Consider the following 13316-nt stretch of genomic DNA (forward strand, 5'->3'; position numbering starts at 1 on the left):
CATCGCCGACCACGACCAGGTCAGGATGACTGGCGACGGCGTTCGGGGGAAGCAAACTTCATGCTGCGAATGTCACGCCGCGCGAGCAGACGAAACCGCGGGCGGACGGTGCAAGCATTCTCCATCTCCGTTCTTGTCATCTGGCCTGGTTCCGGTGACGGCGACACCCGCATCGCCTGAGCGATGCATGGTCAGGGCAGTTGAGCAGCCGCACCGCCGAACGAAGGGGCAGGAAATCAGCATTCCGCAAACCGCCTCACTGATTGCCGCCTTGGTAAGGTTTACCTTACGTTAATTATTAATGCGTCGGGCTCCATGTTGCAAGCATCAGCGTGCAACAATGCAGTTTCGCGGCGCCTCGCTTGGTCGTCTCCCCCTTCAGGAACGGGCGAAGGTGTTGCGCGTTCCGGGCAAGCGTCATAGGCAAAGCACAGGGCGGTGCGCCGCGTCGGGACGAGGACTGGGATGAAGATCATCATCTGCGGGGCAGGGCAGGTCGGCTGGCAGATCGCGCGGCATCTGTCGGGCGAACGCAACGACGTCACCGTGATCGACAACAACAGCGAACTGATCCGGCGCGCCACCGACGCGCTGGACGTGCAGGGCGTCACCGGGTTCGCAAGTCATCCCGACATTCTGGATCAGGCGGGCGCGCGCGATGCCGACCTGATCATCGCCGCCACGCATTCGGACGAGGTGAACATGGTCACCTGCCAGGTGGCGCATTCGGTGTTCCAGGTGCCGCGAAAGATCGCCCGGCTGCGCAGCAGTGCCTATCTGGATGCGATCTATTCGGATCTTTACCGCACCGACCACTTGCCCATCGACGTGGTGATCAGCCCCGAGCGCGAGGTCGCCAAGGCCGCGTTGCAGCGCCTGTCCGCGCCCTCGACCTTTGACGTCGAGACGTTTCTTGGCGGCAAGATCCAGCTGCTGGGGATCGTGCTGGAACCGGATTGCCCCGCCCTGAACACCCCGTTGCGGCAATTGAACGAGATATTTTCAAGCCTGCGCGCCATCGTCGCCGGTGTGCGCCGCGACCGACGGCTGTTCGCGCCCGAGGCGGGCGACCAGCTGTTCGCGGGCGATCAGGTCTATATCTTCACCCATATCGAGGACGTGAACCGGACGCTGGAAATCTTTGGCAAGCCGCCACAAAAGCAGGAACGGGTCGTCATCATCGGGGCCGGGAATGTCGGGCTTGCCGTCGCCCGCGCGCTTGAGGCGCGTCCCGACCGGATCCGCGCCAAGCTGATCGAACATGGCCGCGCCCGCGCGGAATATGCCGCCGACCGGCTGGAAAGAACCATCGTGCTGAACGGGGACGGGCTGTCGGCCGAACTTCTGGAAGAGGCGGCGGTGCCCTCGGCCGATGCCGTGCTGGCTGTCACCGATGACGACAAGACCAATATTCTTGCCGCCGTGCGCGCCAAGCAGGCCGGGGCCAGGATGGTCATCTCGTTGATCAACGATCCGACACTGGTTCCCCTGATGGGGGCGCTGGACATCGACGCCTATATCAATCCCCGCGCCACGACGGTGTCGACCATTCTGCGCCATATCCGCCACGGCCGCGTGCGCGACATCTATTCCATCGGCGATGCCGAGGCCGAGGTCATGGAGGCGCAGGTTCTGTCGACATCACCGATGTCGGGACGCGCCATCCGCGACATCGAATTTCCCGAAGGCGTGCTGATCGGTGCGGTGCAGAAGGGCGACCGGATCGTGAAGCCGTCATCGGACACCCGTATCGAAGAGGGTGACATCGTGCTGATCTTCGCGCTGACCGCAGACGTGCCGGAGGTCGAGCGCCTTCTGCAGGTCTCGATCGACTTTTTCTGAGCCGCGCCGGTGTCGCCGCTGCTGCGCCAACCGCTGCTGATCCAGCTGACCGTCGTCTCGGCCATGGCTATGCTGGTGCCGGCCGCCTATGCGTCGGTCGTGAACGAGGACGCGATCGCGCGGAGTTTTTTCTACTCGGCGCTTCTGGCATTGATCCTATCCGGGCTGATCGGGCTTGCGACCATCGCCAATCCGCAGCCCGCGCGCGCGCGCAACACGCTGCTCAGCATGCTGGCGTCGATGGTGGTGCTGCCCTTGATCCTTGCCGTTCCCTTCGCCGAAAGCCTTCCCGACACAGGTTTCTTCAATGCATGGTGGGAGATGGTGTCGTCGCTGACAACGACCGGCGCGTCGCTGTATTCTGCCGATCTGCTGCCGCTGCCGCTGCATCTTTGGCGCGCGATGGTAGGCTGGATGGGCGGCTTCTTCATGCTGGTAGCGGCCGTCGCCATCCTTGCGCCGTTGCGCGTCGGCGGCTTTGAGATCATGTCATCCCCTTATGGCCGCAGCGAGTATTTTGAAAGCCTGCCGGAATCCGCCGATCCGCGCGATACGCAGTCGCATCTGTCATCGCCCGAGTTCCGCACCGCATTGAATGATCCGGCCTATCGCCTGTGGCGCAGCGCGCAGACCGTGCTTCCGGTCTATGGCGGCCTGACCCTGCTGATGTGGCTGCTGTTGCTTCTGCTGGGGGACGGTTCACTGGTGGCGCTGTGTCGTGCGATGGGCACATTGGCGACCAGTGGTATCTCGCCCGTCATCGGTCCCGCGGGCGAAAGCTCGGGCATCGCTGGCGAGGTTGTGGTTTTCATCTTCCTGATCCCCGCGCTGTCGCGTCGTTTCTGGCCCGGCGGCAGCGAGTTGCGCGCGACCAGACGGCTGGCCGATGATCCCGAACTGAAAATGGCGGCCGGGCTGGTCGCTTTGGTGACACTGCTCCTGTTTCTGCGGCATTTTCTGGGCGCGATCGACACCGGCAATGCCGCGATTTCCGCCCCGCTGATGCCTGCTGACCTGCGCAACGCGCTTTCTGCCTTCTGGGGCGGGCTGTTCAACGCGCTCAGCTATCTGACCACGACAGGCTGGAATTCGGTTGACTGGCAGGGCGCGCGGGCATGGTCGGGGCTGACATCGCCGGGTCTGATCCTTGCCGGGCTGGCCATGATGGGGGGCGGTGTGGCGACGACGGCGGGGGGCGTCAAGCTGCTGAGGGTCTATGCGCTGGCCCGGCATGGCGAGCGCGAGATGGAGCGGATCATCCATCCCAGTTCGGTCGCCGGCGGCGGACGCGTCGCTCGGCGGTTGCGGCGCGAGGGCGCCTATCTGGCGTTCATCTTCTTCATGCTGTTCGCCAGTTCCATCGCCGTGACGGTCGCGCTGGTATCCATCCAGCAGATCGAGTTCGAAACCGCGACGATCCTGTCCATCGCTGCGCTGACCAATACCGGCCCGCTGGCCGGTGCGATTCCGTTGACCCCGGCCTTTGACGGATCAGCCGGTATCGCGTCGGCACCTTGGGAAGGCTGGTCGGGTCTGCCGTCCCTGACGAAGATCGTTCTGGCCGGCGCGATGGTCGTCGGCCGACTGGAGACGTTGGCGATCCTGGCCCTGTTTTCGCCAGAGTTCTGGCGCCGCTGACCCGTCCGCGGGCCAGACCGCGCGAACCGGATCGTGCAGATTGACTTTTGCTAGTGTTCGCATCGTCTTGCATGACCCCGATGTGTCGCATAGATGTCTGAAGGATCAGGCCGCACAAAAACGGGAACCCACAAATGGCTGGTGACAAGCAGAACCTGCAGGACGCGTTCCTGAACCATGTCCGCAAGGCCAAGGTGCCGGTGACGATCTTTTTGATAAATGGCGTCAAGTTGCAGGGTGTCATCACCTGGTTCGACAATTTCTGCGTGCTGCTGCGCCGCGACGGGCAGTCGCAGCTGGTCTACAAGCACGCGATCAGTACGATCATGCCCGGACAGCCCATTTCGCTTTACGAAGGCGAGGACTGATTGGCCGAACCTACCTCGACCGAGGCAAGGCCGACCCGCGCCTATGTGATCCATCCTGATCTGGGGCATGCGCGCACCCAGCGACGCGATTCCGAACACGCGCTGGCCGAAGCCGTGGCGCTGGCCCATGCACTGCCGGGTATCGAGATCGTGGGCGAAGAAGTCGCAAGGCTGCGCGAACCCAATCCCGGCACTCTGTTCGGCAAGGGCAAGCTTGCCGAGATCGGCGACAGGCTGGCATCGGCCGAGGCCGAACTTGTGCTGGTCGACGGTCCCGTGACGCCCGTTCAGCAGCGCAATCTGGAAAAGGACTGGGACGTCAAGCTGCTGGACCGGACCGGATTGATCCTCGAGATCTTCGCCGACCGTGCGCGAACGCGTGAAGGCGTCCTGCAGGTCGAAATGGCGGCGCTGTCCTATCAGCGCACGCGTCTGGTGCGCGCCTGGACCCACCTTGAACGGCAGCGCGGTGGGCTGGGGTTTGTCGGCGGTCCGGGTGAGACGCAGATCGAGGCCGACCGCCGCGCGATCGACGAACAGATGACGCGCCTGCGCCGTCAACTGGAACGCGTGGTCAAGACCCGCACGCTGCATCGCGCCGCGCGGGCCAAGGTGCCCTATCCGATCGTCGCGCTGGTCGGTTATACCAATGCCGGGAAATCGACTCTGTTCAACCGCATGACCGGGGCCGAGGTGATGGCCAAGGACATGCTGTTTGCGACGCTTGATCCGACGATGCGGGCGATTCGCCTGCCGGATGCCGGTGGCGGTGCGTCCGGGCGCAAGATCATCCTGTCCGATACCGTGGGCTTCATCAGCGATCTGCCGCCCGAACTGGTCGCGGCGTTTCGTGCCACGCTGGAAGAGGTTCTGGAAGCCGATCTGATCCTGCACGTGCGCGACATCAGCCACCCCGAGACCGAGGAACAGGCCGAAGATGTGGCCGAGATTCTGGAAAGCCTTGGGGTTGATGAGGATGTCGAACTGATCGAGGTGTGGAACAAGATCGACGCGCTGTCAGACGACACACGCGCCGCGCTGCGCCGCACCGATTCGCGGACCGAAGGTGTGCAATCGGTCAGCGCATTGACTGGCGAAGGGTTGGACGATCTGATCGTTGCGATCGACACGCATCTGTCGCGCGCGTTGGACGAGCCGCGCACCGAAGCGACGGTGCGGCTTGACTTCAGCGACGGTCGCAGGCGGGCGTGGCTGCACGAGGCTGGCGTGGTCGAACGCGAAGAAGCCGGCGAGGATGGGCTGGTTCTGCATCTGCGCTGGACAGCGCGCCAGCGGGCCGGCTTCGAGGCGCTGGACAACCCCGAGGAATAGCTGCCAGTCTGTATGGGCCGGTTGCGGGTGCGCGCAAGAACGGAAAACCAGGACAGGTGGATGGGCAATGGACTGGAACGCGCGGTTCGAAGGCAAGACATTTCACTATGGGCGATCCCCGGCGGCGTTCGTCCGTGATCACATGGTCGGATTGGGGCAGGGGGCGCGCGTCCTGACCATCGCCGAGGGCGAGGGTCGCAACGCGGTCTGGCTGGCCCGGCAGGGATATCATGTCACCGCCATCGAGCCGACCGAGGCTGGGCGTGCGAAGGCCCTGGATCTGGCCGCCCGCCACGATGTCAAGTTGGACTGGCGGTCCGAAACGCTGGATGGCTTTGATTGGCCCGACTGCAGCTTCGACGCCGCGCTAGGCTGTTTCTTCCAATTCGCTTCACCGGATTTCAGGTCCCGGATCCTGGCCGGGCTGGGCAGATCGGTTCGATCCGGCGGGCAGGTGTTCCTGCACGGTTTCAGCACACGGCAGATGGCAAATTCATCTGGCGGGCCGAAAATCGAGGAGCAGCTGTGGACAGTCCCCGTCATCCTTGCCGCCTATCCACGCTGGCAGGTGATCCGCGCGCAGGATTATGACGCGGTCCTGGATGAAGGTCCGGGACATTCCGGCCCTGCCGCGCTGGTCGATGTGATCGTCGGAAAGCCGGACTAGACCGGCATTTCATGCGCCCATGGCGGGTTGGCGCCGGGCCGCGACACGGTGATCGCGGCGGCTTGCGCGCCAAGTGTCAGCGCGGCGCGGATCTGGTCGGCCGTGATGGCGGCCAATCCCGCCTTCGACAACGCGCCCTGGCGGCGCAGGCTGGCAAGAATCCCGGCATTGAACGTGTCGCCAGCACCGATCGTGTCGGCGACTGTGGTGCGGATCGCCGGTGCGACGATGGTGTCGCCTGCCCAATGCGCTCGCGCACCCGCCGCACCGCCGGTTTGCAGCACCATCCTTGGCCCCAGATCCAGAACCTTGCGAGCCGCATCCTCATGGGCAAGATCGGGATACAGCCATTCCAGATCGTCCGCCGACAGCTTGACGATGTCGGTCAGCGGCAGAAGCCGATCCAGCCGTGCCCGGAAGCCGTCCGCGTCGGTGATGAAGAACGGCCGGATATTCGGGTCGATCATCACCGGCAGGTTTTCGTGGTGCCGCGCCGCAAGCGCCTCGATCGCGGCGCCGCAAGGGTCGGGAACAAGGCTGATCCCGCCGATGAACAGCGCCTCGATATCGGCGGGCAACTGGGGCAGGTCTTCGGGCGACAGCATCCGCCCGGCCGAGCCCTCGTCATAAAACGAATAGCGCGCGTCACCGTTGCTGAGCGTGACCACCGCCAGCGTCGTCAGCCGGTTCGACCGCGGGCACAGCGTCGTGTCCACGCCGGCCTCGGTCAGCGGATCCAGCAGCATATCACCGAACGCGTCACGACTGATGGGCCACAGATAGGCCGTGGGTTCGCCAAGGCGCCCCAGCGCAACGGTGGTATTATAGACCGCGCCGCCTGCCAGCGGCCGGAAAGTGCCGTTCTCGGGCACCATGTCGATCAGCGATTCGCCTGCGCACAGGATCATCTTTCCCCCTCCGAAGCCCATTAGCTTTGGATCACATAGTCCCCTGACGGCGTGCCAACGTCCAGTGGCAGACCCGATCCAAGCTGGATGTAACCCCCTGCCTCGGCGAGATACAGGAAAACCGCTAGCGCTACCAGCGCCGCGATCACGGCGGCGGCGATTTTCCAGACCGACCATGGCCGTTCACCCTGTACCCGACCGGACTGTCCGTTGACGAGGAAGCGAAAGCTTTTGCCGTTATAGCGATAGGCGGCGGTCCAGACCGGCAGCAGCACATGCTTGAATGTCTCGTCGCCATAATCGGTGCGGATCTGTTCGACGCGCTGTTCGTCGCCGCCGATGTCGCGACGTGCGTCGTTCAGGATCACGCCCGCCATTTCCTGCCGCGCCGTTGCATGTCCGTCGCTTAGCGGGATGGTGTATCCCTCGGCCTCGAATCCCGCCAGATAATCAGGACGATAGGGGCGCAGATGCGACAGATCCCACGGCGTCAGCCCATCCGTGAATCGCCGTGGCAGCGACGCCGAGGCAAGGACCAGAACATCGTTGAAATCGCGCGCGACCCTGCCGCTGGCCCGGCGCCACCGAATGCGGCGGACCTGCTGCGCGACGCGCTGACTGCGACCGTTGATCTCGCGCGTGACATAGACCGTTTGATAATAGGCGTCGCCGCGCTGGCCCGAATATTCGGATCGTGTCCGTGCATCGAAAGTCCAGTAGGGCGAATAGATCCCACGCATCTTTCGCCCGCGCCGCGCGTAGGAAAGCAGGCCGGATGGCGCAAACCACAGGCTGCCAAGCCAGTCTTCCATGGCGGAATGGGCCTGTTCCTCGGTCAGCAGGAAGGGCAGAACACCCTGCGGCTTGATCTGCCGCGTTGTGCCGGTGTCGGTGACGACGGGCGTTGCGCAGAAAGGACAGGCGGTGGCATGGCTGTCGCCCGCGATCTCGATCCGTGCGCCGCAATTCGGACAGGACAGCGTCCGGATATCCTCGGTGATCTCTGATCCGGCATCCAGACGCAGCCCCCTGTCCAGCGGGATCTCGGTCAGGTTGGGCGACTTGTGTCCGGCGTCCCATTGCAGCGCCCGCCCGGTCGATGGATCCCTTAGAATCGCGGCTTCACCGTCGACCCCGCCCTGCGTCTGCCGGGCCGGGGCGCGTGCGGCCCCATCGCCGATGCGCTGCTGATGACCGCAATAGTCGCAGACCAGCATTTGCTGGCCCGGTTTGAAACGCAGGCTGGCACCGCAATTCTCGCAGGGATAGCGGTATTCGGTCGGCGGGGTGGGCATTCCGGCGTCAGCCCGGCAGCGGCGGCGGCATCGTGGTGAACAGTTGCGCCAGTTCCGGCACCTCATCCGCCGGCAGCCAGCCGTTCTGGCCGGGCGTCCAGACCAGTGTCTCGCGCGAGAAGCGGTTTTCCTGGATCAGCCGTCCCAGATGCCCGCGCCCGTAGGGTCCTTGCGCCTCGCCTTCCAGTGCGACGTGCCACACGGTCTCGACCTGCTTGCCGGGCAGCGGCGGCGGCGCGACCTGCGCGGTGGATTGAGGCTGCGGCCCCCACGGACCGGGACGCGCCATGCCCATGCCCATCGCGGCGCCCATGGCCGCACCCATGCCTGCGCCCGCGCCGCCTGTATTCTGGCTGGCGTTCAGCATCGCCTCGCTGGCGGCGTATTGGCCGAAACGGTCCAGATCGCCGATGATGCCCATCGATGTGCGCTTGTCCAACATCGCCTCGACCGCTTCGGGCAGGCTGATATTCTCGATATAGAATTCGGGGATGGTCAGGCCGTACGCGGCGATCACCGGTTCGATCGCCTTGGCGACCATCTTGCCCAACTGGTCGGTGTTGGCCGCCATGTCCAGGACAGGAATCCCCGAACCCGCGATCATGCGCGAGAATTCCTGCACGATCACGTTGCGGATCTGGAAACTGATCTCGTCGCGGGTGAATTCGCCATCGGTGCCGACGATCTCGGACATGAATTTCGCCGGGTCGGTCACGCGCATCGAATATGTGCCGAAGGAACGCAGGCGCACGGGGCCGAATTCCGGATCGCGCGCGATCACGGGATTCTTGGTGCCCCATTTCAGATCGGTGAAGCGCGTCGTGTTGACGTAGTAGATTTCCGACTTGAAGGGACTGCGAAAGCCGTGATCCCAGTGCTGCAAACGGGTCAGGATCGGCAGGTTGTTGGTTTCCAGCAGATACAGGCCGGGGCCGAACACGTCGGCCAGTTGGCCCTCATGCACGAAGACCGCTGCCTGACCTTCGCGGACGGTCAGCTTGGCACCATACTTGATCGCCTTGCCGACGGTCGGAAAGCGATAGACCATCGTGTCGCGACTGTCGTCGGTCCATTCGATGATCTCGATGAATTCGCCACCGAGGATGTCGAAGATACTCATGCGCCGCGCCTTTCCTGCAGATGCCGGTTGGCGGCATTCAGGGGCGCGGCGGCGGGTTTGTCAATTGCGCAGGGTTACGCGGCCCGGTCCAGCAGGGCCAGCCAGTGTTTCACGGCATCAAGGCTTTCGGCTTCATCCAGCCATGGCACATGCGCGCGGTCGGGCACCTCGGCGAAGATCATGTCCGGTCGAAGGCGCTGCATCCTGGCCGCAACATCGGCTGACAGAAGGTCCGAGTTCGCGCCACGGATCAGCGCCACCGGCAACCCGGCGGTCGCCTGCCACAACGGCCAAAGGTCGGGCTGTTCGCCCTTGAAGGCATCAAGGAACGCGTCGCGCAGGGTCTGGTCGTATCTGATCTTCAAGCCGTCAGGTGTCTCGTCATAATGCCTGCGGGCGTCCGACAGCCAGCGGCCCTCGGGGACATTGGCAAAGCCGGGCATCGCCGCCGGCAGCTTGTCGGCCAGTTCCTGATGAGTGTGCGCGCGCGGATTGCGGCCGACATAGTCGAAGATCCGGTCCAGCCCCGCTTTTTCGATTTCCGGGCCGACATCGTTCAGGCACAGACCCAGCAGCCTGTCATGCGCCGCCGCCGCCAGCAGCAGGCCGATCAGTCCGCCTCGCGATGTGCCCAGCACGGCGGCCTTGTCGATGCCCAGATGGTTCAGCAGCGCCAGCGCGTCCTTGCCCTCTTGCGGGACTGTGTAGGTGCCTGCGCCGGTGTGATCCGATTGCCCGCGCCCGCGATAATCCATCCGGATCAGCCGCACCCCCGGCAGATGGGGCGCGACATAGTCGAAATCCGCCATGTTGCGCGTCAGCCCGGCCAGACACAGCACCGGAAGTCCTTGGCCCTGGTCGTCATAGGCCAGCCGTGCGCCGTCCTCGGCGGTGAAGAACTGCGTCATGAAAGTCCTTTCAGGTCGGTCAGGATGCGGTCGGGTAGGTGGGGCAGGCGATCCACCGGCAGGCCCGCGCGGTTGACCCAGACGGTCCGGAACCCGAAGCGCGCCGCCCCATAGATGTCCCATCCGTTGGACGATACGAAGGTGATCGCACCGGGATCGCAGGCGAAATGGCGGGTCACGATATCGTAGGCGGCGGCTGCGGGCTTGAACCGTTCCACCGTTTCGACCGACAGAAGCGCCTCCAGACGGTCGTCGAGCCCGGCCGAGTGCACTGCGTCCGACAGCATCTGCGGCGAGCCGTTCGAAAAGATCGCGGTGCGCGAGCCCGCGCCGCGCAGGCGGTCCAGAACCCCGGGAACTTCGGGATAGGCTGGCAGGCTGCGATAAAGATCCAGAAGCCGCGCCGCCTGAGCGGTGGATGCGCCGTGGCGTTCGGCGGCCCAGTCCAGCGCGTCCGATGTGACCTGCCAGAAATCCACGTGATCGCCGGTGATTGCACGCAGCCATGAATATTCCAACTGCTTGCGCCGCCAGTCCGCAGACAGCGCCGCCCATATGTCGTTCAGCGCGGAATCGCCTTGCGCCGCCTGTCGGGCAGCGCCGTCCACGTCGAACAACGTGCCATAGGCGTCGAAGACATGGATCACAGGTTTTCCGATTGCGGCATGCCCAGCACGTGATAGCCGCCATCGACGGTGACGATCTCACCCGTGGTGCAGGCGCCCCAATCCGACAGCAGCCAGCAGGCCGTGCCGCCGATCGCATCCAGCGTGGCATTGGCGCGCAGCGGTGCGTTGGCTTCGGTGTGGCGGAAGGTCTTGCGCGCCCCACCGATCGCGGCACCGGCCAGAGTCTTCATCGGACCGGGGCTGATCGCGTTCACCCGGATGCCGTCGGGACCAAGATCGTTGGCCAGATAGCGCACCGAGGATTCCAGTGCCGCCTTGGCCACGCCCATGACGTTGTAGAACGGTGTGACCCGGTTCGAACCGCCATATGTCAGCGTGATCAGCGACCCGCCTTCCGACATCAGCGGATGGGCGCGGCGGGCGACCTCGATCAGCGAATAGCACGATATTTCAAGGCTGTGCTTGAAGTTCGCGCGGCTGGTATCGACGAACCGACCGGTCAGTTCGTTCTTGTTGGAGAACGCGATGGCATGGACCAGGAAATCCAGCTTTCCCCAGCGTTCTGTGATCGCCGCAAACGCCGCGTCCAGCGACGCGTCGTCGGTGACGTCGACATCGACCAGAAAATCCGATCCGACCGATGCGGCCAGCGGCTGCACGCGCTTGCCGAACGCCTCGCCCTGATAGCTGAAGGCAAGTTCCGCACCCTCGGCCGCGACGGCCCGTGCAATGCCCCAAGCGATGGAGTGGTCGTTGGCGACCCCCATCACAAGCCCGCGCTTGCCTTTAAGAAGATCGCCCATATTCTGACCTCTGCGTCGTTTCTTGTTTTATTCCAGATATTTAGACATCAGCAGCGTGGCGTTGGTGCCACCGAAGCCGAAGCTGTTGGACAGGATCGAATCCAGTCCGGCGTCGTCCACCCGGCTTGTGGCAACTTCGCCCGGTTGGATTTCGGGGTCCAGTGTATCGACATTTGCAGATGCTGCAATGAAGTCATTTTGCAACATCAACAGGGAATAGATAGCCTCGTGCACGCCGGTCGCGCCAAGGCTGTGACCGGTCAAGGACTTGGTCGAACTGACCGGCGGGGTTGCGCCTTCGCCGAAGATGCGCCTGATCGCACGGATCTCGCCGATATCGCCGACCGGGGTCGAGGTGCCATGTGCGTTGATATAGCTGACCTTCCGGCCCTCGGGCAGGGTGTCGATGGCCAGCCGCATCGAACGTTCGCCGCCTTCGCCCGACGGGGCGACCATGTCATAGCCGTCGCTGGTCGCGCCGTAACCGGTGACCTCGGCATATATCTTGGCGCCGCGCGCCTTGGCGTGTTCCAGTTCTTCCAGCACGACGACGCCACCGCCGCCCGCGATCACGAAACCATCGCGGGTCGCGTCATAAGGCCGCGAGGCGGTCTCGGGCGTGTCGTTGTATTTCGACGACATCGCGCCCATCGCGTCGAACAGGCAGGACAGGGTCCAGTCCAGTTCCTCGCCGCCGCCGGCGAAGACGATATCCTGCTTGCCCATCTGGATCTGCTCGACGCCATTGCCGATGCAATGCGCGCTGGTCGAACAGGCAGAGGTGATCGAATAGTTCACGCCCTTGATCTTGAACGGCGTGGCCAGGCAGGCCGAGTTCGTGGACGACATGCAGCGCGTGACCATGAACGGTCCCATCCGCTTGGGCGCGCCCTTTTCGATGACGATCTGATGCGCCTCGAAGAAATTCGATGTGGACGGCCCGCCAGACCCCATGATCAGCCCGCTGCGCGGGTTCGACACGTCGCTTTCCTCAAGCCCGCTATCGGCGATGGCCTGTTGCATGGCGATGAAGTTATAGGCCGCGCCCGGACCCATGAAGCGCAGGTTACGCTTGTCGATATGGTCTTCCAGCACGATCTGGGGCATGCCGTGGATCTGGCTGCGGAAGCCGTGTTCGGCGTATTCGGGTGCAAAGACAATGCCCGAACGGCCGGCGCGCAGGCTTTCGGTCACCTCGGCTGCGTTGTTGCCGATGGGTGATACGATGCCAAGGCCAGTGATGACGACGCGTCGCATTGGGGGCCTCCTCAAGATAAAAAAATCAGCTTTCCGACAGCGCGACCTTCATGTCCTTGACCTGATAGATCACTTCGCCATCGGCCTCGACGCGGCCATCGGCCACGCCCATCGTCAGCCGGCGGGTCTGAACCGCCTTGGTGAAATCGACGAAATAGCGCAGCATCTTGCGGTCGGGGCGGACCATGCCGGTCAGCTTGACCTCGCCCACGCCAAGCGCATATCCGCGCCCCTTCCAGCCGCGCCAGCCCAGATTGAAGCCGGTCAGTTGCCAAAGCCCGTCAAGCCCAAGGCAGCCGGGCATGATCGGGTTTCCGGGGAAATGGCAGTCGAAGAACCACAGATCGGGTTTGATGTCGAATTCGGCGACCACATGCCCCTTTCCATGCGGCCCGCCATCGCCCGAGATGTCGGTGATCCGGTCCATCATCAGCATCGGCGGTTCAGGCAGTTGTGCGTTGCCTTCGCCAAACAGTTCGCCGCGCGCGCAGGCAAGCAACTCGTCACGGTCAAAGCTTGTTTGGGTCATCGCCATGCAATCCTGCCTTC

The 13316-nt window shown here is 64.0% G+C and carries 13 protein-coding genes; 5 read left to right on the forward strand and 8 right to left on the reverse strand.

Annotated elements, in window-relative coordinates:
• Positions 1 to 465 precede the first annotated feature (465 nt).
• From trkA to J7359_RS07535, 5 genes are all read left to right on the forward strand, one after another.
• A complete protein-coding gene (gene trkA, locus J7359_RS07515) occupies positions 466 to 1842 on the forward strand; it encodes a Trk system potassium transporter TrkA (RefSeq protein ID WP_209056004.1) in 1377 nt (458 codons plus the stop codon).
• 9 nt (positions 1843 to 1851) lie between these two features.
• Complete coding sequence (locus J7359_RS07520) at positions 1852 to 3480, forward strand: potassium transporter TrkG (protein WP_209056005.1); 1629 nt, start codon at positions 1852 to 1854, stop codon at positions 3478 to 3480.
• Between the two features lie 134 nt (positions 3481 to 3614).
• Positions 3615 to 3848 (forward strand): RNA chaperone Hfq, encoded by a 234-nt coding sequence (gene hfq / locus J7359_RS07525; protein WP_020949330.1) that lies wholly within the window; start codon positions 3615 to 3617, stop codon positions 3846 to 3848.
• On the forward strand, positions 3849 to 5180 hold the full coding sequence (gene hflX, locus J7359_RS07530; RefSeq protein ID WP_209056006.1) for a GTPase HflX: 1332 nt from the start codon (positions 3849 to 3851) through the stop codon (positions 5178 to 5180).
• 67 nt (positions 5181 to 5247) lie between these two features.
• Positions 5248 to 5847 (forward strand): class I SAM-dependent methyltransferase, encoded by a 600-nt coding sequence (locus J7359_RS07535; RefSeq protein ID WP_209056007.1) that lies wholly within the window; start codon positions 5248 to 5250, stop codon positions 5845 to 5847.
• On the opposite strand, the gene J7359_RS07540 is transcribed toward J7359_RS07535, so the two are convergent.
• The 8 genes from J7359_RS07540 to fabA all read right to left on the reverse strand — a co-directional run bounded on the left by J7359_RS07540 (position 5844) and on the right by fabA (position 13302).
• Positions 5844 to 6755, reverse strand: coding sequence for a carbohydrate kinase (locus J7359_RS07540; protein WP_209056008.1), 912 nt, complete (start codon positions 6753 to 6755; stop codon positions 5844 to 5846). The two genes, J7359_RS07535 and J7359_RS07540, sit on opposite strands and share 4 nt — an antisense overlap.
• Positions 6756 to 6775: 20 nt before the next feature.
• Positions 6776 to 8050, reverse strand: a complete 1275-nt coding sequence (locus J7359_RS07545; protein ID WP_209056009.1) for a zinc ribbon domain-containing protein — start codon at positions 8048 to 8050, stop codon at positions 6776 to 6778.
• 7 nt (positions 8051 to 8057) lie between these two features.
• Positions 8058 to 9170, reverse strand: a complete 1113-nt coding sequence (locus J7359_RS07550) for an SPFH domain-containing protein (protein WP_209056010.1) — start codon at positions 9168 to 9170, stop codon at positions 8058 to 8060.
• Positions 9171 to 9244: 74 nt separating this feature from the next.
• On the reverse strand, positions 9245 to 10078 hold the full coding sequence (locus J7359_RS07555) for an alpha/beta hydrolase (RefSeq protein ID WP_209056011.1): 834 nt from the start codon (positions 10076 to 10078) through the stop codon (positions 9245 to 9247).
• Complete coding sequence (locus J7359_RS07560) at positions 10075 to 10725, reverse strand: haloacid dehalogenase type II (protein ID WP_209056012.1); 651 nt, start codon at positions 10723 to 10725, stop codon at positions 10075 to 10077. The genes J7359_RS07555 and J7359_RS07560 overlap by 4 nt, the downstream gene beginning before the upstream one ends.
• Positions 10722 to 11510 (reverse strand): SDR family oxidoreductase, encoded by a 789-nt coding sequence (locus J7359_RS07565; protein WP_209056013.1) that lies wholly within the window; start codon positions 11508 to 11510, stop codon positions 10722 to 10724. The genes J7359_RS07560 and J7359_RS07565 overlap by 4 nt, the downstream gene beginning before the upstream one ends.
• Before the next feature lie 27 nt (positions 11511 to 11537).
• A complete protein-coding gene (fabB, locus tag J7359_RS07570; RefSeq protein WP_209056014.1) occupies positions 11538 to 12767 on the reverse strand; it encodes a beta-ketoacyl-ACP synthase I in 1230 nt (409 codons plus the stop codon).
• Between the two features lie 25 nt (positions 12768 to 12792).
• Positions 12793 to 13302 (reverse strand): bifunctional 3-hydroxydecanoyl-ACP dehydratase/trans-2-decenoyl-ACP isomerase, encoded by a 510-nt coding sequence (gene fabA, locus J7359_RS07575; protein ID WP_209056015.1) that lies wholly within the window; start codon positions 13300 to 13302, stop codon positions 12793 to 12795.
• Between the last annotated feature and the right edge of the window lie 14 nt (positions 13303 to 13316).

The sequence above is a fragment of the Paracoccus sp. R12_2 genome (assembly GCF_017744015.1).
In the GTDB taxonomy this organism is placed as follows: Bacteria; Pseudomonadota; Alphaproteobacteria; order Rhodobacterales; family Rhodobacteraceae; genus Paracoccus.

Coding starts and splice junctions, on each gene's coding strand:
- trkA (WP_209056004.1), top strand. CDS start 466: ATGAAGATCATCATCTGCGGGGCAGGGCAGGTCGGCTGGCAGATCGCG.
- hfq (WP_020949330.1), top strand. CDS start 3,615: ATGGCTGGTGACAAGCAGAACCTGCAGGACGCGTTCCTGAACCATGTC.
- J7359_RS07535 (WP_209056007.1), top strand. CDS start 5,248: ATGGACTGGAACGCGCGGTTCGAAGGCAAGACATTTCACTATGGGCGA.
- J7359_RS07540 (WP_209056008.1), bottom strand. CDS start 6,755: ATGATCCTGTGCGCAGGCGAATCGCTGATCGACATGGTGCCCGAGAAC.
- J7359_RS07545 (WP_209056009.1), bottom strand. CDS start 8,050: ATGCCCACCCCGCCGACCGAATACCGCTATCCCTGCGAGAATTGCGGT.
- J7359_RS07550 (WP_209056010.1), bottom strand. CDS start 9,170: ATGAGTATCTTCGACATCCTCGGTGGCGAATTCATCGAGATCATCGAA.
- J7359_RS07555 (WP_209056011.1), bottom strand. CDS start 10,078: ATGACGCAGTTCTTCACCGCCGAGGACGGCGCACGGCTGGCCTATGAC.
- J7359_RS07565 (WP_209056013.1), bottom strand. CDS start 11,510: ATGGGCGATCTTCTTAAAGGCAAGCGCGGGCTTGTGATGGGGGTCGCC.
- fabB (WP_209056014.1), bottom strand. CDS start 12,767: ATGCGACGCGTCGTCATCACTGGCCTTGGCATCGTATCACCCATCGGC.
- fabA (WP_209056015.1), bottom strand. CDS start 13,302: ATGGCGATGACCCAAACAAGCTTTGACCGTGACGAGTTGCTTGCCTGC.